This is a genomic window from Isoptericola sediminis (genome assembly GCF_013085345.1).
Classification (GTDB): Bacteria; Actinomycetota; Actinomycetes; order Actinomycetales; family Cellulomonadaceae; genus Isoptericola; species Isoptericola sediminis.
The window spans coordinates 25,219-46,900 of sequence record NZ_JABFAJ010000007.1; the positions used below are offsets into that span (position 1 = coordinate 25,219).

A 21,682-nucleotide genomic window follows, 5' to 3' on the forward strand; every position below is an offset into this window, starting at 1 on the left:
CTACCGTGTGAGGCATGACACAGACGGCCTCCCCCGAGGCCGGCGCCTCGTCGGCGATCGAGGAGAAGCTCGAGACCTATCGCCGCGAGCTGACCGGCTACTGCTACCGGCTGCTCGGCGGTGCCGCCGACGCGGACGACGCCGTGCAGGAGACGATGCTGCGCGCCTGGCGCGCCTACGACCGGTTCGAGGGGCGCTCCTCGCTGCGCTCGTGGCTGTACCGGATCGCCACCAACGTGTGCTTCGACCACCTCGGGTCGGCGAAGCGCCGGGAACGCCCCATGGGGATCGGCGCACCGCAGCCGGCCGAGATCGAGAACTTCGGCGACACCCTGGCCGAGGACCGCTGGGTCGAACCCGTCGCGGACGACGCCGTGCTGCCGCGCGAGGGTGACCCCGCGGACATGGCCGTGGGCCGGGAGTCCGTGCGGCTGGCGTTCGTGGCGGCGCTGCAGCACCTGCCGCCCCGGCAGCGGGCCGTGCTGGTGCTGCGCGAGGTGCTGCGCTGGTCGGCGGCGGAGACGGCGTCCCTGCTGGACACCACCGTGGCCTCGGTGAACAGCGCGCTCCAGCGGGCGCGCGCCACGCTCGGGTCGAAGAACCTCTCCCGGGACGCCGGGAGCCGGGGGCAGGTCGACGAGGCGCTGCTCGGGCGGTACCTCGATGCCTTCGAGCGCTACGACATGGACGCCCTGGTCGCGCTGCTGCACGACGACGCCGTGCTCAACATGCCCCCCTACACCCTGTGGGTCCACGGTCCGCGCGAGATCGTGCGCTGGATGGTCGGGCCCGGGCACGGCTGCCGGGGGTCGCGGTGCCTGCGGGTGCACGCCAACGGGTCCATGGCGTTCGGGCAGTACCGGGCGTCCCCCGACGGCGGCTGGACACCCTGGGGGCTGGTGGTGCTGGAGGACGACGGCGCGGGCCGCGTCACCGGGATCACGACGTTCCTGGACACGGCCACGTGGTTCCCCCGGTTCGGGCTGCCGGACCGTCTGCCGCCCGCGACCGCCTGACCTCTGCTGCGGGGCCGGTGGACCGCGGGGCGGGGCGGCACGCAGGATGGGCACCGTGGCTCCCGACCGACACCCGCACCGCGACGTCCGCCTCGTCGCGCTGGTCGCCGCCGGCGGAGCCCTCGGGTCCGCCGGTCGCTACGGCGTGGGACTGGCCCTGCCGCCCGGGTCCGGCGGCTGGCCCTGGGCGACCCTGGCGGTCAACGTGCTCGGCGCGTTCCTGCTCGGCTGGCTGCTGGAGGCGGTGGCGCGCCGCGGTCTCGAGACGCCGCGGCTGCGCCGGGTCCGGCTGTTCCTCGGCACCGGTGTGCTGGGCGGTTTCACCACCTACTCCGCCCTGGCGCTGGAGACCACCACGCTCACCGGTGACGGCGCCTGGTCGGTCGCCGCCGTCTACGCCGGCGCGACGCTGGTCCTCGGCACGCTCGCGGCGCTGCTCGGCATCCTCCTGGGCCTGCGGACCTCCCGCAGCACCTTCGGGCGCCTCCTCCACCCCGAGGAGGGCGCATGAGCGGACTGCTCGGAGCGGTGCTCGTCGGCGTCGGCGGGGGCGTCGGCGCCGCCGCGCGGTTCTGGCTCGCGGACACGGTCAGGGCCCGCCGGCCGGACGGTTTCCCGTGGGGCACCTGGATCGTCAACGCCGTCGGCTCGCTCCTGATCGGGCTCGTCACGGGCTGGTTCGTGCTCTCCGGCGAGGCGTCCCCGTGGCAGCTGCTCCTCGCCGTGGGTGTCTGCGGCGGGTTCACCACGTTCTCGACCTCGATCGTCGAGACCGCGACGATGCTGCGGGGCGGCCGACCCGTCCGGGCCGTGGTGCACGCGCTGAGCACGCTCACGGTCTCGGTGCTGGCCGTCGCCGGCGGCCTGGTGCTCGTGGCGGCCGCCCTGGGCTGAACGGCTCGCCGGTGCACAGGCCTGTGGACGGCCCCGACGCCGCCGAGGTGCCAGGCTGACCCCATGCGCCTGCTTCTGCTCGACACCGCGTCGCTGTACTTCCGCGCCTACTTCGGCATGCCCGACTCCCTGCGCTCCCCCGACGGCCGGCCGGTCAACGCCGTGCGCGGCCTGCTCGACATGATCGCGTTCCTCGTCACCGAGCACCGTCCCGACCGCGTGGTGGCATGCTGGGACGACGACTGGCGTCCGGCCTTCCGGGTCGAGGCCATCGGCAGCTACAAGGAGCACCGCGTCGCCGAGCTGCGCTCCGACGGCCCCGACGTCGAGGAGATGCCCGAGGACCTGCGCGCGCAGATCCCCGTCATCGTCGACGTGCTCGCCGCGCTGGGCATCGCCCGCGTCGGCTCGCCCGGCTACGAGGCCGACGACGTCATCGGCACGCTCGTCGCCCGGGAGGTCGCGGCGCACGGGCCCAGGGCCGACGGCGGCACCCCGGACGAGGCGGAGGGGCCGGGCCCGCAGGTCGGCATCGTCACCGGGGACCGCGACCTGTTCCAGCTCGTCGACGACGCCGCCGGGGTGGTCGTGCTCTACCCCGCCCGTGGCGTGCGCGACCCGGACGTCGTGGACCAGGCCCGGCTGGCCGAGAAGTACGGCGTGCCGACCGGCACCGCGTACGCCGAGATGGCGGTGCTGCGCGGCGACCCCTCCGACGGCCTGCCCGGTGTCGCCGGGATCGGGGAGAAGACGGCCGCGAAGCTGCTCGCGACGTTCGGGACGCTGGACCGGATCCTCGCGGCCGCGGCCGCCGGGGAGAAGGGCGTCACGCCGTCGCAGCGGACGAAGATCGCCGCGGCGGCCGACTACCTCGCGGTGGCCCCCGACGTCGTCCGCGTGGCCCACGACGCCCCGCTGGAGCCGTTCGACGACTCCCTGCCGAACGAGCCCGCCGACCCCGCCGCCCTCGAGACCTTGGCCGAGCGGTGGGGCATCGGCTCGAGCGTGCACCGGGTGGTGAGCGCCCTGCAGGCGTGATCGTCTGTGACCGTGCGCCCCGCCGTCGGAACGGAGCCGCCGAGATGCCCGCTGTGGAGAACCTGCCCGAGGGAGCGCCCGGCTGGATGGACCTGGCGACCCACGACCTTGACGCGGCGGTCGCCTTCTACACCGGTCTGTTCGGCTGGGAGCACCGGGACCTGGGCGAGCACTTCGGCCACTACGGCCAGTTCACCCACGACGGGTCGCCGGTGGCGGGGGTGGCCCCGCTGCAGGGCGACGAGCAGACCCCGGGATGGCACGTGTACCTGTGGACGACGGACGCCGATGGGGTCGCCGGTCGCATCGGGGCGTTCGGGGGGACCGTCGACGTCCCGCCGCAGGACGTCCCGGGGATGGGCCGCTACCTGTTCGCCACCGACCCGGCCGGCGGGCCGGTCGGGTTCTGGCAGGCCACGGGCCATCCCGGCTTCACCCGCCTGGCCGAACCCGGAGCCCCGTGCTGGTTCGAGCTGTGGACCAGCGACTACGAGGCGGCGTTGCCGTTCTACCGCGACGCCCTCGGCTGGGACGTGCACGTCATGGCCGACGACGACGCCTTCCGCTACGCGACCCACGGGGCGGGGGACGCCGCCGTGGCCGGGCTCTTCGACGCCGCCGCGCCGCTCGGGGACGACGGCCGGTCGTCCTGGGTGGTCTACCTCGGCGCCGTCGACGTCGACGTCGCGGCAGCGCGCGCGGTCGACCTCGGCGGGACGGTGCACGGCGAGCCGGCCGTGACGCCCTACGGACGCATGGCCGAGGTCACCGACCCGGACGGAGCGGCCTTCCGCATCCTCACCGCCTGAGCACGGCCCCGGCGGGTCCGCGGCGCACGACGACTCCCGCCGACGCCGGAGCGCCGACCGGAGCCGTGCGGACGTCAGCCGGTGTTCTGCAGGCCCGCGGAGACGCCGTTGACCGTGAGCAGCAGCAGGTGCCGCCAGCGGTCCTTGTACCCGCCGTCGACCCACTCGCCGTCGTCCACCGTCAGGCCCTCGCTGGCACCCTGCGTGCGCAGCGCCCGCAGCGCGCGGACCTGGAGCAGCGACAGCGCGTCGACGTACGGCGAGCGGAGCTGGACGGCGCGGCCGAGCACGCGGCGGCTGGCCAGCGGCCACTGGTTGCCGGTCACCTTGAGCACCCACTCGTAGGTGCGGTGCATCTCGGTCAGGACCATCTCGGCCAGGTCGTCCCGGTCGCCGAGGTCGAGGTACATCCGGGCGATGCGCTCGTCGGCCTTCGCCAGGGACATCTCGATGTTGTCGAGCAGCGTGGTGAACAGCGGCCACTCGCGGTAGGCGGCCCGGAGCTCGTCCAGGTCGCCGTACTCGCGCAGCGCCGTGCCCAGGCCGTACCAGCCGGCGAGGTTGATCCGCGCCTGCGACCACGAGAACACCCACGGGATCGCCCGCAGGTCGTCGAGCGAGTTGACCGACAGGCCGCGCTTGGCCGGCCGCGAACCGATCGGCAGCAGGCCGACCTCCTCGAGCGGCGTCACCTCGGCGAACCACTGCGGGAAGCCCTCGGACTTCACGAGCTCGTGGAACCGGGCGCGCGACGTGGCGTCGAGCGCCGCCGCGAGCTCGGAGAACCGCTCGGTGGCCTCGGCGTTGCGCTTCTCGGTCGACGGGGCCGAGGCGAGCAGCGTCGCCGCCGCCACCTGCTCGATGTGCCGGGCCGCGATCGTCGGGTTGCCGTAGCGGGCCAGGATGACCTCACCCTGCTCGGTGAGCTTGAACCGGCCGTCCACCGAGTGCGGCGGCTGCGCGAGCACCGCGCGGTTCGCCGGACCGCCGCCGCGGCCGAGGGCACCGCCCCGGCCGTGGAACAGCGTCAGGGTGATGTCGTGGCGCTGCGCCCACTGCGCGATGCGCGACTGCGCCGAGTGCAGCGCCAGCGTCGCCGCGACCGGACCGACGTCCTTGGACGAGTCGGAGTAGCCGAGCATGACCTCCACCCGGCGACCGTTCTCGGCCAGCCGCTGCTGCACCTGCGGCATCTCGAGCATCGCCTCGAGGATGTCGACCGAGTTCTCCAGGTCGGCGAAGGTCTCGAACAGCGGGATCGCGTCGACGACGGGTGCGTCGTCGGCGCCGTCGAACGCCAGCGCCGCGAGCTCGTACACGGCCGCCATGTGCTCGGGCGCCTGGGTGAAGGACACGATGTAGCGACGCGCGGCCCGCTGGCCGAAGCGCTTCTGCACGGCACCGAGGGCGCGGAACGTGTCCAGCACCTCGCGGGTGCGGTCCGACAGCTCGCCGTGCACACCCTTGTCGTGGATCTCCTCCAGGGCGGCGGCGTGCACCTGGGAGTGCTGGCGCACCTCGATCTCGGCCAGGTGGAACCCGAAGCTCTGCACCTGCCACAGCAGCCGCTGCAGGTCGCCGTACGCGGCCCGGTTGGCACCGGCCTCGACCAGCGAGCTCTGCACGATCGCCAGGTCCGCCTCGAGCTCGGCCGGCTCGCGGTAGGCGAGGTCGGCGTCGCGGGCGCGGGTCGCGCCGATCCGGCCGGCGATCGCGAGCACGGCGGCGCGGTGCGGCTCGTTCGGGGACTCGGCGGCGGCCTGGGCGGCCAGCCCCTCCGAGAGCTGGCGCATCCGCTGCCACAGCGCCTTGAGCCCGTCGGAGGCCGGGGTGGTCGCCTCCTCGAGGGTGAGCTTGCGCCCGGTCGCCCGTGCCGCCTGCTCCAGGGCGGTCAGGGCGTGCTCGGCGGCCAGCGTGGCCGCCTGCCGGGTCACCTCGGCGGTGACGTTCGGGTTGCCGTCGCGGTCGCCGCCGATCCAGGAACCCAGGTAGACGAACGGCTTGGCGAGGGGCTCGGTGCGTCCCGCGTCGCCGTCGAGCAGCCAGTCGTCCAGGCGCCGGTAGACCTCGGGGTAGATCTCGAACAGCGTCGCGTCGAAGACGCCCATGGCGGTCTTGACCTCGTCGAGGACCGTCGGCTTCGACGCGCGGATCGGCGAGGTGCGCCACATCGTGTCGATCTCGGCGATGAGCCGGCGCTCGTTCTCCGAGCGCGAGGTCCCGCCGAGCTCGACGGTGTCGCGGTCGGCCAGCAGGTCGGAGATCCGTCGGACCGCCCCCGACACGGCCCGACGACGGGCCTCCGTCGGGTGGGCGGTCAGCACCGGCCGGAACTCGAGCTCGGACAGGCGGCGCAGCGCCTCCTCGCGTCCGACCTCCTCGGTCAGCCGGGTGAAGGCCGCCGGCAGCGACTCCTCGATCGCCGCGCCGGACTCGGCCTCGCGCTGCCGCAGCACGCGCACGCGGTGGTACTCCTCCGCCAGGTTGGCCAGGTGGAAGTAGCACGTGAAGGCGCGCGCGACCTGCTCGGCCCGCTCCAGCGAGTACCCCGCGACGACGTCCGAGGCCTCGGCCAGCGCGGCGCCGCCGTCGTCCACGCCGTAGGCGCGGATCGTCAGCTCGCGCAGGCGCTCGACGTCGTCGAGCAGGTCCTGCCCGCCGGCCTCGCGCAGGACGTCCCCGAGGAGTCCGCCGAGCAGCCGGATGTCGTCACGCAGCGGGTCCGGCATCTCGTGACGGGCGACCACACGCTCGATCGCGCCCGTGGTCGGGCTCTGGTGTCCGTAGTTGTCGCTCACGCGCTTCAGACTAAGCGGAACCTCGCTTGGGACATAGTTGGCGTCCGCCAGGCGGTCACGAGGGACGGGGGTCGTCAGACGTCGGCCGAGGCGAGCGGGTCGGGGCGCCCGGCGACGGCGATCTCGACCCGCACGACGTCCTCCAGCGGCAGCGCCGACGACGCCTGCAGGCCTCGGGCCGACTCCCCGACGGCCGCCCACGTCGCCACGACCTGGCGCGCCCCGGAGCTGTCCACGAGCACGAGCTCGTAGGACAGGTCCCCGTAGGAGCCGGGCACCGCCGGGTACTCGCAACTCCAGTGCAGCAGGGTCCCCCAGGGCCGGGAGGAGGCCGCCACGGAGGCCGTGACGTCGGCCGAGCCCACGGGGGCGAGCCGGACCTCGACGTCCGCCGCCTCCACGACCGCAGCCCCGTCGGGCGGCGCCGCGTCGAGGGTCAGGCCGGTCAGCACCCCGGCCACGGCGAGCGCGGCGGCCGCCACCGCCGCGACGGACCGGCGACGCAGGCGGGACCGGCGGGCCCGGCGGGCCAGCGCCGTGATCGGCACGGCGTCACCGTCGGCCGCGGCACCGTCCTCGAGCTGCGCGACGGCGTCGCCGGCGGGGAGTCCCGCCAGCAGACCGGGCATCCCGGCGAGCTCGGCGACGGCGGCCCGGCAGTCGGCACAGCCGGCCAGGTGCGCCTCGAACTCGCGCCGTTCCCCGGGGCCCAGGGAACCGAGGACGTAGGCGGCGTCCCACTCGACGTAGGGGTCCGGCGGCGACCCGGCCGGTCCACCAGGGGCGGTCATGACGTCACTCCTCTCTCCTGCAGGGCGAGCCGCAGGGCGCGCAGCGCGTAGTGCAGGCGCGACTTGACGGTGCCCGGCGGCACGCCGTGCTCGACGGCCAGCTCCGCCACGGTGCGGCCGCCGTAGTAGGCGCCGACGACGACGGCACGATGGTCCGCGGAGAGCCCGGACAGCGCGTCGGCGACCAGCCAGGCGTCCAGCACCGCCTGGGTCGCGTCCGGCTCCGGGATCTCGGGCACCTGGTCGGTCGTGCGCTCGCGGCGACGACGCGCGCTGCGGGCCTGGTCGACGACGAGGTGCCGCGCGACCGTGAACAACCAGGCACGGACCGACTCCTCGGGGCGCTCGAGCACGTCGGGATGCCTCCACAGCCGCAGCAGCGCCTCCTGGACGACGTCCTGGGCCTCGCCGGGGTCGCGCACCAGCCGGGTCACGTACCGGTGCAGGTCCGCGGCGTGCTCGGTGTGGATCGCCGTGAGGAGCTGGTCGTCGGTGGCCACGGACGTCACCCCGCCGGGACCAGCTCGAGGGAGAACTCGACGGCCCCCTCCTCGTCCACCTCCACGAAGCCGAGCGACGGCGCCTCGATGCCGAAGTCGGTGAAGGTCACCGGGACGCTGCCCGCCACCTGCGCACCGTCGGCGGAGGCGGCGACCTGCGCGGGGACGGTGACCTCCCGGGTCACGTCGCGCAGCGTGAGGTCACCGGTCAGCTCGACGTCGCGCCCGCCCGGGTCGAGCACCACGGGCGCCGTGAGCTCGAAGGTGGCCGTCGGGAACGTGTCCACGTCCATGACGCTAGCGCGGAAGTACGCGTCCCGCGGCGCCTGGTCGGTGGCGATCGCCTCGACCCGCACGACCACCTCGGCAGCCGTGACGCTGCCGTCGGCGACCGTCACGGTGCCCGTCACGTCCGACGAGGCCGGATCCGTACGTCCGGTGACCGTCACGTCCTCACCGCGCAGGACCTCGTGCACGCGGTAGCCCGCGAACGACCCGGTCGCGACCGTCCACTCGCCCTCCAGGTCGGCCCGGTCGACCTCCGTCGCCGTGCCGGTGACCGACGGGGCGTCCGCGGCCGACCGGTTGGCCCAGTCCGCGTACAGTCCCGGGCCGGCGATAACCGCCGTCGCGCCCACCACGACCACCGCTCCGGCGACGATCGCCGCCGTGGCCCCTGCCCGCACGCTGCCCACCTCCTCGTCTCGCCCTGGACGGGACGCCCGCCCTCCGACGCGCCCGCACCCCGTACGACGGGACACGACCCCCGGAGGTTCACCCCACGGTGAACCCCGGAGCGGTCGGTCCCGTCGTACGGGGTGACGGACCGACACGAGGAGTGACCATGCGACGCATCACCAGGACGACCACGGTGGCGATCTCGGCCGTCGCGGCGCTCGCCGCCGTGACGGCGTGTTCCACGCAGGAGGAGCCCGCTGCGCAGGAGACGGCGACCGAGGCGACGACCGGCGAGGAGGAGGCGACCGGGTCCGACGACATGGAGACGGAGGACACGGAGTCCGAGGACATGGACGACGACTCCATGGGGCCGGTGCTCGGCACCGCCGACAGCGAGCTGGGCGAGATCGTCGTCGACGGCGTGGGAATGACCGTCTACGTCTTCGACAACGACGAGCCGGGTTCCGGGACGAGCGCGTGCGAGGGCGACTGCCTGGCCGCGTGGCCCCCGGTGCACGCCGGGTCCGAGGAGCCCGAGGTCGAGGGCGTGACCGCGGAGGTCGGCACCATCACCGGCAACGACGGCGAGCTCCAGGTGACCCTGGACGGCCGTCCCGTGTACCTGTTCGCCAACGACGCCGCCCCGGGCGAGGTCTCCGGCCAGGGGGTCAACGACGTCTGGTGGGTGGTGGCCCCGGACGGGTCCGCCGTCACCGAGGGCGGTGGCGGGTACTGACCGGTGCGGTGACGCTCCCGGTCGGCCAGGTCACAGGGTGCCGAGGAGGCGGGCGCGGACCTCGTCGCGCTCGGTGTCGGTGACGCGGCCGGCCTCGTGGAGCCTGTCCACCTCCGCCAGCCGGTCCTCGAGCGACGCACCGCTCGGGGTCGCGGACGACCGGTCGGCACCCCGCGCCACCAGGACGATGACCAGCACCACGGCGGCCACCACCGCCAGGGCGCCGAGCACGAGGAGCAGGGCCAGCGCGTACGACATATCCATCGGGACTCCTTCGTGGCGATCGACCGTCAGCGCCAACCTAGCGTCGTGAGGCGCCCGCGTCGATGCTGGTGGGGGCCCAGATCGCACCCCGTCGTCGGACCGCCCGCCTAGGGTGGTGACCATGAGCGTGAAGATCGGTGCCCACGTCGGCCTCGCCGACGCCGTGACCGAGGCCCGCACCCTGGGCGCCGACGTCGTGCAGGTGTTCCTGTCCGACCCGCAGGCGTGGAAGGTGCCGCCGCTGGAGTACCCGGGCGGGGCCGAGGCCTTCCGGACCGCGACGGCCGAGGCCGGTGTCGACGTCGTCGTGCACGCCCCCTACGTCATCAACGTGGCCTCGACGAACAACCGCATCCGCATCCCCAGCCGCAAGCTGCTGCAGCAGATCATGACCGGCGCCGGGGAGATCGGGGCGAAGGGCGTCGTCGTGCACGGCGGCCACGTCACCGCGACGGACGACCCGGCGAAGGGGTTCGACAACTGGCGCAAGGCGATCGAGTCCCTGAAGACGGACGTGCCGGTGCTGATCGAGAACACGGCCGGGGGCGACCACTCGATGGCGCGCCGGCTCGACCGGATCGAGCAGCTCTGGGCCGCGGTGCAGCAGGCCGACAGCGACGTCGAGGTGGGGTTCACGCTCGACACCTGCCACGCCTGGGCGGGCGGCCTGGACCTGTCGACGGTGGTGGACGACATCCGAGCGATCACCGGCCGGATCGACCTCGTGCACGCGAACGACTCCCGCGACGCCGCCGGGTCCGGGGCGGACCGGCACACGAACTTCGGGGCGGGCGAGATCCCGGAGGAGCTGCTGCTCGCGGTGATCCGTGCCGCCGGGGCACCCGTGGTCTGCGAGACGAAGGGCGACGTCGGGACCGACATCACCTGGCTGCGCGAACGCCTCTGAGCATCACGAGCGCCTCCGCGCTCCACGAGCGGCCCCGAGCACGACGCACGACCTGTGGACAGCGACGGTCCGCCCGCGCCGTCGGGGACGACGGTCGACCCGTGCGATGGCACCCGTCCACCCTGACCCGATGCGACGTCTTCCCGTGCCACCCCCCGACCTGGAGCCGATGGTCGACCTCGACGACGCCGAAGCACGACCCGACGGTGATCTCGAGCTCGCCCGTCCGCCACGCCGTCGGCTCCCGCCCCGCGTCGCGCACGACGGGCTCGCGATGGTGGCCGCGGGCGCCGTCCGGCTCGAGACGGCCCGCCGTGGCATGTCCCAGCAGGACCTCGCGGCCGCCGTCGGACTGTCACGGACGGCGGTCTCGGCACGATTCCGCGGCCGCGTCGCCTGGTCCCTGGACGAGATCGGGACGCTGGCCCAGCTCTTCGGCTGTCGCGTCGTCGACCTGGTCACCGAGGCGCCCCGGCCCCGCGGCATCCAGGCCTGGTAGGTCGGGCCGGCGGACCGGTGGCCCCGTCTCCGGCAGCAGCCAGCAGCTGGATGTCGTGTTCGGGGGTGTGCGCACCGCGGGCGTGCCGACGTCTTGGCGTGCCGGGATCACGCATGGCGTGATTCTCACGCCATGCGTGATCCGCGACCGCGCGGACGTCACGACTCAGGCCCTGCTGACACCACGCAGAACGACAACCCACCGGCGACGGCGAACCGGGTCGAGCCGGGGATTCGAGGAGACGAGACCTCTGACGGGCTACGGGGCGAGTCCGGCGTCATGCACGGCGATGGCCGCCTGCACCCGGTTCCCCGCCGCCAGCTTGTCCAGGATCCGCGAGACGTGCGTCTTCACCGTGGGCACGCTCAGGTACAGCTCACCGGCGATCTCGGCGTTGGACAGCCCCCGGGCCAGCTCCGCGGCGACCTCGCGCTCCCGGTCGGTGAGCGTCTCCAGCCGGCGTCGGGCCGCCCGGCGGCCGGCCTCCGACTCCGCGGCCGCACCACCCGAGACCTGGTCGATGAGCTGGGCCGTCACCGACGGCGACAGCGTCGGCTCGCCGGCCGCAGCCGCCCGCACCGCGGCGACCAGCTGGTCCGGTGGCGTGTCCTTGAGCAGGAACCCCGCCGCTCCGGCGCGCAGCGCGCGCAGCACCATGTCGTCCGTGTCGAACGTGGTCAGCACGATCACCCGCGGCGTCGCGTCGGCCGCGGCCAGCTGCCGTGTCGCCTCGATCCCGTCGACGCGAGGCATGCGGATGTCCATCAGCACGACGTCGGGCCGGACCCGTCGCACCAGCTCGACCCCCGCGTCCCCGTCGTCCGCGTCCCCGACGACACGCACCTCGGGCGCTCCGCCGAGGATCAGCCCCAATCCGGCTCGCACCAGGGGGTCGTCGTCCACCACCACCACCGAGATCGTGTCGGTCATGACGACCACGGTAGCCAGGCCCGTACGGTGAACCCGCCGTCAGCCTCGTGCGTCGTGAGGGAACCGCCCGCGAGCTCGGCCCGCTCGACCAGACCGAGCAGCCCGAGGCCCGACGGCGGGATGTCGGCAGCGGTCGCAGGTTCCGTCGCCGGCGTCGGGTTCGACACCGTGATGGACAGTCCCCGGCCGGGACCACCCCGCAGCAGGACCGTCGCCGGCATGTGCGCCGCGTGCTTGCGCACGTTGGTCAGCGCCTCCTGCACGATCCGGTAGGCGGTGCGCGACGTCGTGGTCGGCAACCGGGCGGCCTCGTCCGTCTCGTCGACGACCCGGACGGCCGTCCCCGCCTCCTCGGTCGCCCGCGCCAGGTCCGCCACGTCGGCGAGCGTCGGCTGCGGTCTCTCGGGCCGGTCGACCGGGACCCCTGGGCCGGCCTGCCGGGGAGCGCCGGGCCCGTCCAGCCCGCGCAGCACCCCGAGCACCTCGCGCAGCTCGCCGAGCGCCTCGTGGGCGCTGTCCCGGACCAGTCCCGCGGTCTCGGCGACCTTCTCCGGTGGCAGGTCGCTGCGATACGCGAGCGCGCCGGCGTGCATCGCCACCAGGGACATGCGGTGGGCGAGCACGTCGTGCATCTCCCGCGCGATCCGCGCCCGCTCGTTCGCCCGCGCCTGGGCGACCCGGCTCGCCTGCTCCCGTTCCGCCGTCGCCACCCGCTCGTGCAGCTCGGCGAGGTGCTCCCGCCGCAACCCGACGTACGCGCCGATCCAGACCATCAGCGCGTACGCACCGATGCCGCTGCCGACGTCGAAGACCCAGTTCATGCCGTCGTCGACCGGGTACAGCGCCCCGTAGACCCATCCACCCACGACGAACACCGCTCCGACCAGGCCGATGCGCCACCAGCGCCGGTGCGTCGCGAGCGAGACCACCGCGAGCGCCAGGGGACCCGAGGAGAACACCGAGACCGTCGACGCCGCCGCGATCAGCAGCGCGACGGTCGTCGGGAACCGGCGGCGCAGCAGCACCAGACCGAAGCAGAGCAGTCCCACGGAGATGTCCAGGGCGAGGAGGTCGGGCGTGGACTCGCGCTGGCCGGTCTCCACCTCCCACGCGACCGTGCCGGCGACGAGCATGCTCACCGCGAAGGCCGCCAGCAGCCGCCAGGCCTCGCCCCACACGCGGCGCCACCGCGCAGCGGTCGGCGGCGCGGTCGGGGCCGGTCCCGCGACCCCCGGTGCCGGGCGGTCCGCCGGGGAGTACCGGTAGGGGTCGACGGGCGGGGCGGGCACCCTACGAGCCTAGGCACACCGGGGACGCCGGGGCATCATCCGAAGGGATGAGCCCGAACCCTCCCACGGGACGACACGGACCCTCCCCACGGGCGATGTGCTGCCCCGGCGCCGCGCGCGAGGGTGGGGCCATGATCACCGTGGAACACCTGACCAAGAGGTACGGGCCCGTCCTGGCCGTGGACGACGTGTCGTTCACCGCCGAACCGGGCCTCGTGACCGGATTCCTCGGCCCGAACGGCGCCGGCAAGTCCACCGCCATGCGCATGATGACGGGCCTGACCCCGCCCACGAGCGGGGCCGCACGGATCCTCGGCAAGCCCTTCGCCGCGCTCGCCAACCCCGGCCGCCGGGTCGGCGTCCTGCTGGACGCCTCCGCCCAGCACGCCGGGCGCACCGGCCGCGAGACGCTGGTGCTGGCCGCCCTGCTGACCGGGGTGGAGCGTCGTCGCGTCGACGAGGTCCTCGACACCGTGGGGCTCACCCCCGCCGAGGCCGGACGCCGGGTGCGCACCTACTCCCTGGGGATGCGGCAGCGGCTCGGCCTCGCGACCGCGCTGCTCGGGGACCCCGACGTCCTGATCCTCGACGAGCCCGCCAACGGCCTCGACCCCGCCGGCATCCGCTGGATGCGTGACCTGCTGCGCGACTTCGCGCGCGACGGGGGCACCGTGCTGCTGTCCAGCCACCTGCTGTCCGAGATCGAGCAGGTCGCCGACCGGCTCGTCGTCATCGGCCGCGGCCGGGTCGTGGCCGAGGGCACCAAGGACGAGCTGCTCCGCGCGGCCGGCGTGGTGGTCCGCTCGCTGGACGACCAGGCCCTGGCCGCCGAGCTGCGCCGCGCCGGCGTCGACGTCGAGGCGGGAGTCCACGGTGGGCTGTCCGTCGCGGCCGATGCCGAGACCGTGGCACGGACCGCTGCGGGCGCGGGTGTCCTCGTGACCGAGCTGCGCCCCGCCGACTCCCGCGGGCTGGAGGAGCTGTTCCTCGAGCTCACCGCCGCGGACGCCCGAGAGGAGGTCTCGGCATGACCGCCGTCGACCAGACCCGGACCACCCGCCGCACCGGTGCCCGCACCACGGCCGAGATCCGCCCCGTCCCCTTCTCCCGCCTGACGCTGGTCGAGTGGCGCAAGCAGCTCGACACCCGGGCCGTGCGGTGGCTGTTCGTCATCATCGCGCTGCTGACGGCCGGCGTCGTCACCGTGACGGCCCTGGTCGGTGACGGCGACGTGTCGTTCGAGACGTTCGTCTCGACCACCTCCACGCCCCTGGCCATGCTGCTGCCGATCGTCGCCATCCTGGCCACGACGGCCGAGTGGTCGCAGCGCACGGCGCTGACCACGTTCACGCTGGAGCCACGCCGCGGACGCGTCGTCGGGGCCAAGCTGCTGACCGCCGTCGGCTCCGGGCTGGCGTTCTTCGTCGTGGCCGTGGGGATCGCCGCTGTCGCCCACGTCGGGGTGGTCATGCTGCGCGACGCCTCGCCGGACTGGGGACTCGGCGCGATGACCGCCGGCATGGCCCTGATGATCGTGCTCTGGATGGTCCAGGGCGTCGCGTTCGGCCTGGCGCTGCAGAGCACCCCGGCCGCGATCGTGGTCTACCTCGCGGTACCCTCCATCGTCGGGGCGATCACGATGCTCCTGACCTCATGGTCCGACGTGTGGCCCTGGCTCGACCTCTCCACGTCCTCCGTCCCGCTGATCACGGGCGGGTCGCTGGGCGGCACCGAGTGGGCGCAGCTCGCGACGTCGGCGGCGATCTGGGTCGGCCTGCCCCTGGCGCTCGGCACCTGGCGCGTGCAGCGCGGGGAGGTCAAGACCGCCTGACCCGCAGGCCGCCGGGGTGCCGGCACGACGGCGGCCGGGCCGTCCGCTCCGTCCGCCCGGACGGGCGGCGGCCCGGCGGCGCCGTGCTCAGGACCCGGTCGCGTAGCCGGTCAGCCCGCGGGGTGACCACCGCAGGAGGTGACCCGCGGCGGCCAGGTCCAGGCCCCAGCCGTCCGAGGAGAGCTCGGTGGACCACAGGTCCTCGCCGGTCGCCGCGTCCACGGCGCTCCACCGTGCCAGCACCCGTTCGCCGGTGTAGGTCGGCACGACGACGGCCACGACCGTGCCGTCGGTGAAGGCGGCCTCCAGCTCGCCGCTCCGACCGCCGCCGGCCAGCGCCGAGTACTGGACGACGAGGTCGTCCCGGACCCAGCGCACGGCGCCGTCCTCGCGCCCCAGGCCGACGACGCGGTCCCGGCTGTCCAGCACGACCGCCACGTCGTCGGTACGGGCCAGCAGGCGCTCGGCGTTGATGTCCGCCTGCCACAGCTCCTCCCCGGCGCGGTCCAGCGCGATCGTCCGCGCGGCGAAGGCGACCAGCAGCTCGTCGGCGTCACCACCGACCGTGGACAGGGGGTCGAGGACCCGCCCCTCGACCGAGTACAGGCGCTCCCCGTCGGCACCCAGGACGTCGTGCTCCAGGGCCGGTCGGTTCCACACCCCGCTCGAGACGACGTACCCCCCGTCCGCGAGCGGCCGGACCCGCCGCACGACGTCGTCGTCGTCGGTCGCGACGTCCGGGACGTCGAGGCGCTTGCCCTCCGGCGTGAGGTAGGCCAGGATGCCGCAGCCCGCGACGCCGATGAGCTCCCGGCCGACCGCGTGGTCGAGCGTGGCACGCCGGTCGACCCGGGCGTTGCGCCCGCCGACGTCCCACGAGACGCACTGCGTCCGGTCGCGCACCTGCCCGAACGGCACCGTCGTGACCCAGCGCTCCTCACCGGTGACGGCGTCCGCGGCGCTCAGCTCCAGGTCGTAGCCGTCGTCGATCTCCCCGATCACGGTCAGGTTGGTCAGCGGGTCGCCGCGCAGGTCCACGTCCACGTCCTCGGGGTCGCCCACCCACGTCGCCGACACCACCGTGCCGCGGGGACCCGGCACCACGAGGTCGTGGTCGCCCTCGACGGTGCGGCGCACCAGCACGCTGCCGTCGTCCTCGACGACGGTGACGTGCGCCTCCCCGTCGATCTCCTGGGCCACGCAGACCACCAGCTCGGCGGGGCGGACGTCGATCGTGTCACCCCAGACGGCCATCCCCGGTCCGCAGCTCCCGTCGGCATCGTCGAGCTGGACCGTCCACCGGGGTCGCCCGGTCGCCAGGTCGATGCCCACCAGCTCGTCGTGCCGGTGCACCGCGACCACCTCGCCCTGCATGGCGATGAGCCCGCCGCTCAGCCCGAGCCCGCCGATGTCCTCGTTCAGGCTCCAGGCCTCGAAGGGCGGGCCCGAGAGGTCCGTCACCCCGCCGGCCGCCGCACGCAGGTCGTCACCACGCCAGCGGTCCGCGGCCCCGTCGACGAGCACCACGGCGGCCAGCACCCCCACCAGGCCCAGGACCCCGACCCAGCGCACCCGCCGCGGCCGGCCGGACCACCGCCGTCGGGCTCCCGACGCCGGTCCCGGGACTGCGCCGGCGGACTCACCGGGGTCCGCGGCCTCCTGGGACGCAGGTTCACGACCGGCCTCGGACCCGTCAGGAACGAGGTCGAACGTGAACGCCCCCTCGGGGGCACCTCGTCGTCGCCCCACCTCTCGACGTTACCGCTGTTCGAGCACTCTGACCGAGGTGATCTCGGGCCAGGCCCGGAAGAAGGGACCGTCCTGACGGACCTCGTGCAGCAGCAGGTGCCCGTCCACGGCGGTGACCCACGGCAGACCGTCCAGGTCCAGGCCCGTGCGCTGCGCGTCGCCGCTGGTGAGATCGACCATGAGGAGGCTGCCGGGCCAGGTGGGACCTGCGTCGATGCCCTCCATCAGCGCGACCGTGACGCGCTCGCCGTCGGTGACGGCCGACGTCGGCCACACCCAGCGACCGTCCGGTGCGGGATGGACCATGTCGATGCGCCACCGCTCCGCGCCGTCCCCGTCGTCCAGGGCCACCAGGTCGGTGGACACGTCGGTGGACACCACGGTGACCCCCGCGGCGCGGGCGAGCACCCGGGCACGGCCCTCGAGCTCGGTCTCCCAGCGCGTCTCCCCGTCCGACGCCAGCCCGACGACCGTGCTGCCCCGGGTGGCGATCACCGCGGGGTCGGCCGTCCCCACCTGCGCCGCGGGTGCCTGCACCCTGCTGTCGGGGTCGAGGGCCGGCCCCGCGCCGTCGTCGGCCACCAACCCCGCACCGGCGAGACGCCGGGACACCACGAAGCCACCCCCCGGGAACGGCTCGACGAGCTCCCCGGACGGCAGGTCGGCGAACGCGACACCGGCCACGTCGGTGACGCCCAGCGGCGTACCGTCCGTCGCCATCCCCGTACCGCCCTGGCACATCTGGTATCCCACGACCGACGGTGTCGCGATCGGTTCGCGGACTCCCTTCAGCTCGATCCGCGTGGTCGCCGGACGGGGTCGTCCCGCGGCGTCGGCCGTGAGGACGACGCAGTCCTGCAGGGACTGCGGCCACCGTTCCGCCGTGCTCTCGGCCCGCACGGCACCGGTGAGGGCGTCCTCCACGCGCAGCGTCGCCGGGCCCAGCCCCTCGGGGTCGATCCCCGCGACCACCCGTGGCGCCGACGAGTTCTCCACCGTCCGCGGTTCCGGCAGGTCGATCTCGTGCTCGACCACGGCCAGCCCGCCGGCGGCTGCGGGCGCCACGAACACCCCGGCCTCGGGGCTCGGCTGCGGGTCGAGCGCCCGCTCCCCCACCTGTGCACCGGTGGCGTCGAGCACCGTGACCGTCCGCGCGCCCGCGGTGCCGTGCAGGCAGGTCACGAGGTCGGTCGTCATCGTCCACTCGACACCGCTGCTCAGGCGGGGGCGCGGGCCGCACTCCGGCTCAGGTCCGAGATCGGCACGCCAACGTTCGGTGCCGTCGGCGACGTCCCGGACGACGACCTCCTCACCGTCGACGAACGCGAGACCCCCGTCGGCCAGCACCGCGACCACGGCGGAGGCCTCGGTGCTCCACGCCTCGCCGAGATCACCGTGCAGGGACACCACGCCGCCGGGAGCGGCCCGCAGCCGGTCCGCCCGGACCTGCTCGGCCACCTGCAGACCGACGACGGACGCCCCCGCGACGGCCAGCAGGGCACCGCCGACCGCCACGACCGCGGCCCGGCGTCGGCGGCGCGAGGCCGCTCGCCACCACGCGGCCGCCCGGGGCCACCACTCCGGCCGGTCCGGCGGACGCGGCTCGCCGCCCGGGGGTCCCCCCGCGTCGTCCCCGTCGGCGGACACGTCGAACGCGACCACGGGGCCGTCGGGTCGTGCCGCCATGCCGCTCACGCCCCCTCGGGGGCGAGGACGGTGAGACCCACCACCGCGCTGCCCGGCCCGGCGGTCATGGCCTCGCGGTCGGCGAACTCGGGGACCAGCAGGTGGCCGTCGACCGCGACGAGCTGTCCCGTCTCCCCGAGCCGTCCGTCCCCGAGCGGGACCCGCGGGGCGACCTCCCGTCCCGTGCGCAGGTCGATCGTGAACAGCGAGAACGTGGCCGGCCCCGTGGCGGGGAACTCCAGCAGCACACCGGTCATCCGCTCCCCGTCCGTGGCTGCCGACAGCACGTACCGCCGCGGGCCGGCGTCGGGTGCCAGGCTCCACCGCTCCGACCCGTCGGCCGGGTCGTACGCGGCCAGCAGGTTCCAGCCGCCCGCCACGACGACGTCGGCGGTCCGCACCAGGACCTGCGGGTCGTCCAGCGACACCTCCCAGCGTTCGGTCCCGTCGTCGGCGAGAGCGACGACACGGTCGGTGCCGACGGCGACCTGGCCGGACCCGCTGCTGCCGTCGGTCGCCGGGACCTCCACCCGCAGGTCCGGGAGCTCCAGCACCGGGGTGCCGTCGTCGGTCTGCACGATCGTGCCGGACCCCTGCGGGGCGACGAACCGGTCACCCGGGGCGGGCTGGCGGACGGGATCGTCCGGCCAGGTGCTCCGGTCCGTGGCGTGCCCGAGCGGGACCCCCGCGTACGTGGCACCCCCGTCGACGGCGCAGCCGTCGAAGGCGACCATCGACGGGGTGCCCAGCAGGACGCCGAGGTCGAGCACGGCCCGGCCCCCCGGCCCGGGGACCGCGTCGCCGCTCGGTCCGTCGGCGCCCAGGTCGTAGCAGTCGCTGGCGACGACGTCGGACAGCGCGGCCAGGTCCAGGGTCTGGCGCCGCTCCCCGGTCAGGGCGTCCTCCAGCCGGACCTGCGTCGACCCCGGCTCGAGCCCCGGACGGAGGAGCTCGGCGAACACCTGCCGCCGCGACGCGAACGTCACCTGGGCGGGCAGGTCGCTGTCGTGCTCGGCGACGAGCAGCCCGCCGTGCGCCGCCGGGGCGACCGCGCGCAGCGGCCCGCCGTAGCGGTCGTCGTCCAGGTCACGCCGCCCGACGACGTCCCCGTCGGCGTCCAGCACCGTGACGGCACGCGCACCGTCCGCGCCGTGCACGCACGTGACGGTCTCGACCGGGATCGTCCACTCGACGCCGCTGCCGAGCCGGGGACGCGGGCCGCACTCGAGCCCGTCGTCGAGGGTGGTGCGCCAGCGCTCGATGCCGGTGGCGACCTCGAGAGCCACCAGGTCAGCACCTCTGACCACGGCGAGACCGCCGTCGGGCAGCACCGTCGCGAGACCGTCGACGTCCGCGTGCCAGACCTCGGTCAGCGCGCCGTCCAGGGAGAGCACACCACCCGGTGCGGTGCGCAGCCGGTCGGTCTCGACGTGGTCGGCCAGGGCGCCGGCCGCCACCGCGCCCCCGGTGAGCACGAGGACGGCGACGGCCGCGATCCCGAGCGCGGTGCGGCGCTGGCGGCGACCCGCCCGGCGCCACCGTTCGACCGCCCGGACGGCGCGTCCGGTCCGGCCGGGTGCCGGGCCGCCGTCCGGGTACCCGGTGGCGTCCGGGTCCGCGGCGTCGTGGGACACGTCGAAGGTGACGACCTCGCCCCCGCGCTGACGGCCCATGCGCGCGACCCTAGCTCGCCAGGCCGACGATCGCGTCGTCGGCCGTCCGCACGACGCTGCCACCGATGGCCGCGACCCGGACCGTGCCGACCGCGTCCGTGTGCCAGCGGGTGGTGCCGTCCGCGAGGTCGAGGGCGAGCAGGCCCGCCGACCCGTCCGCGCCGACGGCGGGGAGCAGCACCAGGGTGCCGTCGGTGACGACGCCTCCACCGCGCGGTCCGGCGCCGGTCGTGCGCAGGTCGTCCCGGGTCCAGCGCACCGCACCCGTGGCGACGTCGATCCCGACGAGGCCGGCGTCCGACCCGACCTGGGCCACGACCGTCCCCCCGGCCCGCGCCAGCACGCCGTGCACCGTGCCGACGTCGGCGGACCAGACCTCCTGGCCGGTGGAGTCGTAGGCGGTGAGACCTCCGCGGGAGCGGGCGAACAGCGGCCCCGTCCTGCTGTCGACGGCCATCGGCTCGAAGACGTAGCCGCGGACGACGACGACGTCGCCCCGCCCGCTCGCGTCCGTCAGCCGGGTGCCGCCGCCCTCGAACAGGTTCCAGCCCCCGTCCACCGACGGCAGGGCCAGACCGTCCACCGTCGACCCGTCCGGGAGCATCGCCGTGCTGCTGCCGCATACCGCGAGGCGGACCGTGGAGGACGTCGTCAGGACGGACGTGTGGATCGAGATGAGGTCCTGCCCCTCGGGGCCGGACGCGAGACCGCAGGCCCGCAGCTCGGCGGCGGTGCGCAGCTCCACGGGGACCCGCGCCCGCTCGGCACCGGACGCCGCGTCCTGGAGCCGCAGGACGGGGTCCTGCCAGTCCTCGGACTGCTGGATCGCGGCGAGCCGCGTCGCGGCCTCGTCGGCGTCGTCGACCGTGAGGAGGGCCGCCGACCGCGCCCCGACCGCCACGGACCCGTCCGGACCCGGTTCGACCCGCGGCGCCCCGGCGGTCCACGTCTCGAGCGTGCGGTCGTTGACCAGGCCCAGGTCGCGGCGCCCCTGCACCTGCCCGGCGGCGTCGACGACGACGGCCCGGCGTGCGGGCGCCCCCTCGAGGCAGACGAGACGGTCCACGGGTTCCACGAACTCCACGGGGAACGTCGGCCGCGGTCCGCACCGCGGCTGCTCGCCCAGGGCGTGCCGCCACACCTCGTCACCGGTCGTCGTGTCGACCGCGAGGAGTTCGGAGTCCGCGCGCGTGACGACGACCCCGTCGGGCAGGACCGCGAGGACACCGTCGTCGGTCGCGACCCGCCAGACCTCGCGCAGCGGGGTGGAGAGGTCGGCGACACCGCCCGGCATCGTCGCCATGTGCGCCGCGTGCGCGGCATCGGCCCGGCTGTCGGTGACCGCGACCCCGGCCGCCGTCCCGAGCACGGCGAGCGCCGCGACGCCGACGGCCCCGACACGGAGCCGGGGCGACGCGGCCCGCCACCGCGCCCCGAGCGGGCCGGCGACGTGCCGCCGGAACCAGCCCGGCCCGCCCGGCGCGGCCCCCCGGGTCGACCCGTCGACACCCGGTCCGCGGCCGCCGTCGTCCTCCTCGCCCTCGTCCGGGGCGAGGTCGATCTGCACGGGATCGGGCCGTCGCGGCATACCCTG

21 protein-coding genes are annotated in these 21,682 nt (G+C 75.0%); 10 read left to right on the plus strand and 11 right to left on the minus strand.

Going from position 1 to position 21,682, the window contains the following annotated elements:
• The first annotated feature begins 14 nt into the window (after positions 1-14).
• The 5 genes from HLI28_RS03875 (at position 15) to HLI28_RS03895 (ending at position 3,757) form a co-directional block, all read left to right on the plus strand.
• A complete protein-coding gene (locus tag HLI28_RS03875; RefSeq protein ID WP_171246194.1) occupies positions 15-1,016 on the plus strand; it encodes a sigma-70 family RNA polymerase sigma factor in 1,002 nt (333 codons plus the stop codon).
• Between the two features lie 55 nt (positions 1,017-1,071).
• Positions 1,072-1,527 carry a fluoride efflux transporter FluC gene (locus HLI28_RS03880; protein WP_343035635.1) on the plus strand — a complete coding sequence of 152 codons (456 nt, stop codon included), beginning with the start codon at positions 1,072-1,074 and terminating at the stop codon, positions 1,525-1,527.
• Positions 1,524-1,910, plus strand: coding sequence for a fluoride efflux transporter CrcB (gene crcB / locus HLI28_RS03885; protein ID WP_171246196.1), 387 nt, complete (start codon positions 1,524-1,526; stop codon positions 1,908-1,910). Before HLI28_RS03880 ends, crcB begins: the two co-directional genes overlap by 4 nt.
• Before the next feature lie 63 nt (positions 1,911-1,973).
• Positions 1,974-2,948 carry a 5'-3' exonuclease gene (locus tag HLI28_RS03890; RefSeq protein WP_171246197.1) on the plus strand — a complete coding sequence of 325 codons (975 nt, stop codon included), beginning with the start codon at positions 1,974-1,976 and terminating at the stop codon, positions 2,946-2,948.
• A gap of 44 nt (positions 2,949-2,992) precedes the next feature.
• Complete coding sequence (locus HLI28_RS03895) at positions 2,993-3,757, plus strand: VOC family protein (protein WP_171246198.1); 765 nt, start codon at positions 2,993-2,995, stop codon at positions 3,755-3,757.
• A 74-nt stretch (positions 3,758-3,831) separates the two neighbouring features.
• On the opposite strand, the gene HLI28_RS03900 is transcribed toward HLI28_RS03895, so the two are convergent.
• From HLI28_RS03900 to HLI28_RS03915, 4 genes are all read right to left on the minus strand, one after another.
• The gene (locus HLI28_RS03900; RefSeq protein ID WP_171246263.1) at positions 3,832-6,486 is read right to left on the minus strand and encodes a phosphoenolpyruvate carboxylase; all 2,655 of its coding nucleotides are present in this window, start codon (positions 6,484-6,486) and stop codon (positions 3,832-3,834) included.
• Positions 6,487-6,629: 143 nt separating this feature from the next.
• The gene (locus HLI28_RS03905) at positions 6,630-7,346 is read right to left on the minus strand and encodes an anti-sigma factor family protein (protein WP_171246199.1); all 717 of its coding nucleotides are present in this window, start codon (positions 7,344-7,346) and stop codon (positions 6,630-6,632) included.
• The gene (locus HLI28_RS03910; RefSeq protein WP_171246200.1) at positions 7,343-7,846 is read right to left on the minus strand and encodes a sigma-70 family RNA polymerase sigma factor; all 504 of its coding nucleotides are present in this window, start codon (positions 7,844-7,846) and stop codon (positions 7,343-7,345) included. The genes HLI28_RS03905 and HLI28_RS03910 overlap by 4 nt, the downstream gene beginning before the upstream one ends.
• Before the next feature lie 5 nt (positions 7,847-7,851).
• Positions 7,852-8,532, minus strand: coding sequence for a YceI family protein (locus tag HLI28_RS03915; protein ID WP_343035637.1), 681 nt, complete (start codon positions 8,530-8,532; stop codon positions 7,852-7,854).
• A gap of 158 nt (positions 8,533-8,690) precedes the next feature.
• On the opposite strand from HLI28_RS03915, the gene HLI28_RS03920 reads away from it, so the two are divergent.
• Entirely contained in the window at positions 8,691-9,260 is a 570-nt protein-coding gene (locus tag HLI28_RS03920; RefSeq protein ID WP_171246201.1) for a COG4315 family predicted lipoprotein, read from the plus strand.
• A gap of 30 nt (positions 9,261-9,290) precedes the next feature.
• On the opposite strand, the gene HLI28_RS03925 is transcribed toward HLI28_RS03920, so the two are convergent.
• Positions 9,291-9,524, minus strand: coding sequence for a hypothetical protein (locus HLI28_RS03925; RefSeq protein ID WP_171246202.1), 234 nt, complete (start codon positions 9,522-9,524; stop codon positions 9,291-9,293).
• A gap of 121 nt (positions 9,525-9,645) precedes the next feature.
• On the opposite strand from HLI28_RS03925, the gene HLI28_RS03930 reads away from it, so the two are divergent.
• Both HLI28_RS03930 and HLI28_RS03935 read left to right on the plus strand, forming a co-directional pair.
• Positions 9,646-10,431 carry a deoxyribonuclease IV gene (locus tag HLI28_RS03930; RefSeq protein ID WP_171246203.1) on the plus strand — a complete coding sequence of 262 codons (786 nt, stop codon included), beginning with the start codon at positions 9,646-9,648 and terminating at the stop codon, positions 10,429-10,431.
• A gap of 130 nt (positions 10,432-10,561) precedes the next feature.
• Positions 10,562-10,930 carry a helix-turn-helix transcriptional regulator gene (locus HLI28_RS03935; protein WP_171246204.1) on the plus strand — a complete coding sequence of 123 codons (369 nt, stop codon included), beginning with the start codon at positions 10,562-10,564 and terminating at the stop codon, positions 10,928-10,930.
• 258 nt (positions 10,931-11,188) lie between these two features.
• Here the strand turns inward: HLI28_RS03935 and HLI28_RS03940 are convergent, their stop codons facing one another.
• Positions 11,189-11,860 carry a response regulator gene (locus HLI28_RS03940; protein WP_171246205.1) on the minus strand — a complete coding sequence of 224 codons (672 nt, stop codon included), beginning with the start codon at positions 11,858-11,860 and terminating at the stop codon, positions 11,189-11,191.
• Positions 11,857-13,149 carry a sensor histidine kinase gene (locus HLI28_RS15895; protein ID WP_343035638.1) on the minus strand — a complete coding sequence of 431 codons (1,293 nt, stop codon included), beginning with the start codon at positions 13,147-13,149 and terminating at the stop codon, positions 11,857-11,859. Before HLI28_RS15895 ends, HLI28_RS03940 begins: the two co-directional genes overlap by 4 nt.
• Before the next feature lie 131 nt (positions 13,150-13,280).
• Between HLI28_RS15895 and HLI28_RS03950 the strand changes: the two genes are divergently transcribed.
• Together HLI28_RS03950 and HLI28_RS03955 are read left to right on the plus strand one after the other, a co-directional pair.
• Complete coding sequence (locus HLI28_RS03950; RefSeq protein WP_171246206.1) at positions 13,281-14,180, plus strand: ABC transporter ATP-binding protein; 900 nt, start codon at positions 13,281-13,283, stop codon at positions 14,178-14,180.
• Positions 14,177-14,980: an ABC transporter permease gene (locus HLI28_RS03955; RefSeq protein WP_171246207.1), complete on the plus strand. Its 804-nt coding sequence runs from the start codon at positions 14,177-14,179 to the stop codon at positions 14,978-14,980. Before HLI28_RS03950 ends, HLI28_RS03955 begins: the two co-directional genes overlap by 4 nt.
• Positions 14,981-15,067: 87 nt before the next feature.
• Here HLI28_RS03955 and HLI28_RS03960 read toward each other — a convergent pair whose 3' ends face one another.
• Genes HLI28_RS03960 through HLI28_RS03975 form a run of 4 tightly spaced genes read right to left on the minus strand, consistent with a single transcriptional unit; the run spans position 15,068 to position 21,676 of the window.
• A complete protein-coding gene (locus tag HLI28_RS03960) occupies positions 15,068-16,729 on the minus strand; it encodes an outer membrane protein assembly factor BamB family protein (RefSeq protein ID WP_171246208.1) in 1,662 nt (553 codons plus the stop codon).
• A 9-nt stretch (positions 16,730-16,738) separates the two neighbouring features.
• The gene (locus HLI28_RS03965; protein WP_171246209.1) at positions 16,739-18,415 is read right to left on the minus strand and encodes an outer membrane protein assembly factor BamB family protein; all 1,677 of its coding nucleotides are present in this window, start codon (positions 18,413-18,415) and stop codon (positions 16,739-16,741) included.
• A gap of 5 nt (positions 18,416-18,420) precedes the next feature.
• The gene (locus HLI28_RS03970) at positions 18,421-20,088 is read right to left on the minus strand and encodes an outer membrane protein assembly factor BamB family protein (RefSeq protein WP_171246210.1); all 1,668 of its coding nucleotides are present in this window, start codon (positions 20,086-20,088) and stop codon (positions 18,421-18,423) included.
• A 10-nt stretch (positions 20,089-20,098) separates the two neighbouring features.
• A complete protein-coding gene (locus tag HLI28_RS03975) occupies positions 20,099-21,676 on the minus strand; it encodes an outer membrane protein assembly factor BamB family protein (RefSeq protein ID WP_171246211.1) in 1,578 nt (525 codons plus the stop codon).
• Positions 21,677-21,682 lie beyond the last annotated feature (6 nt).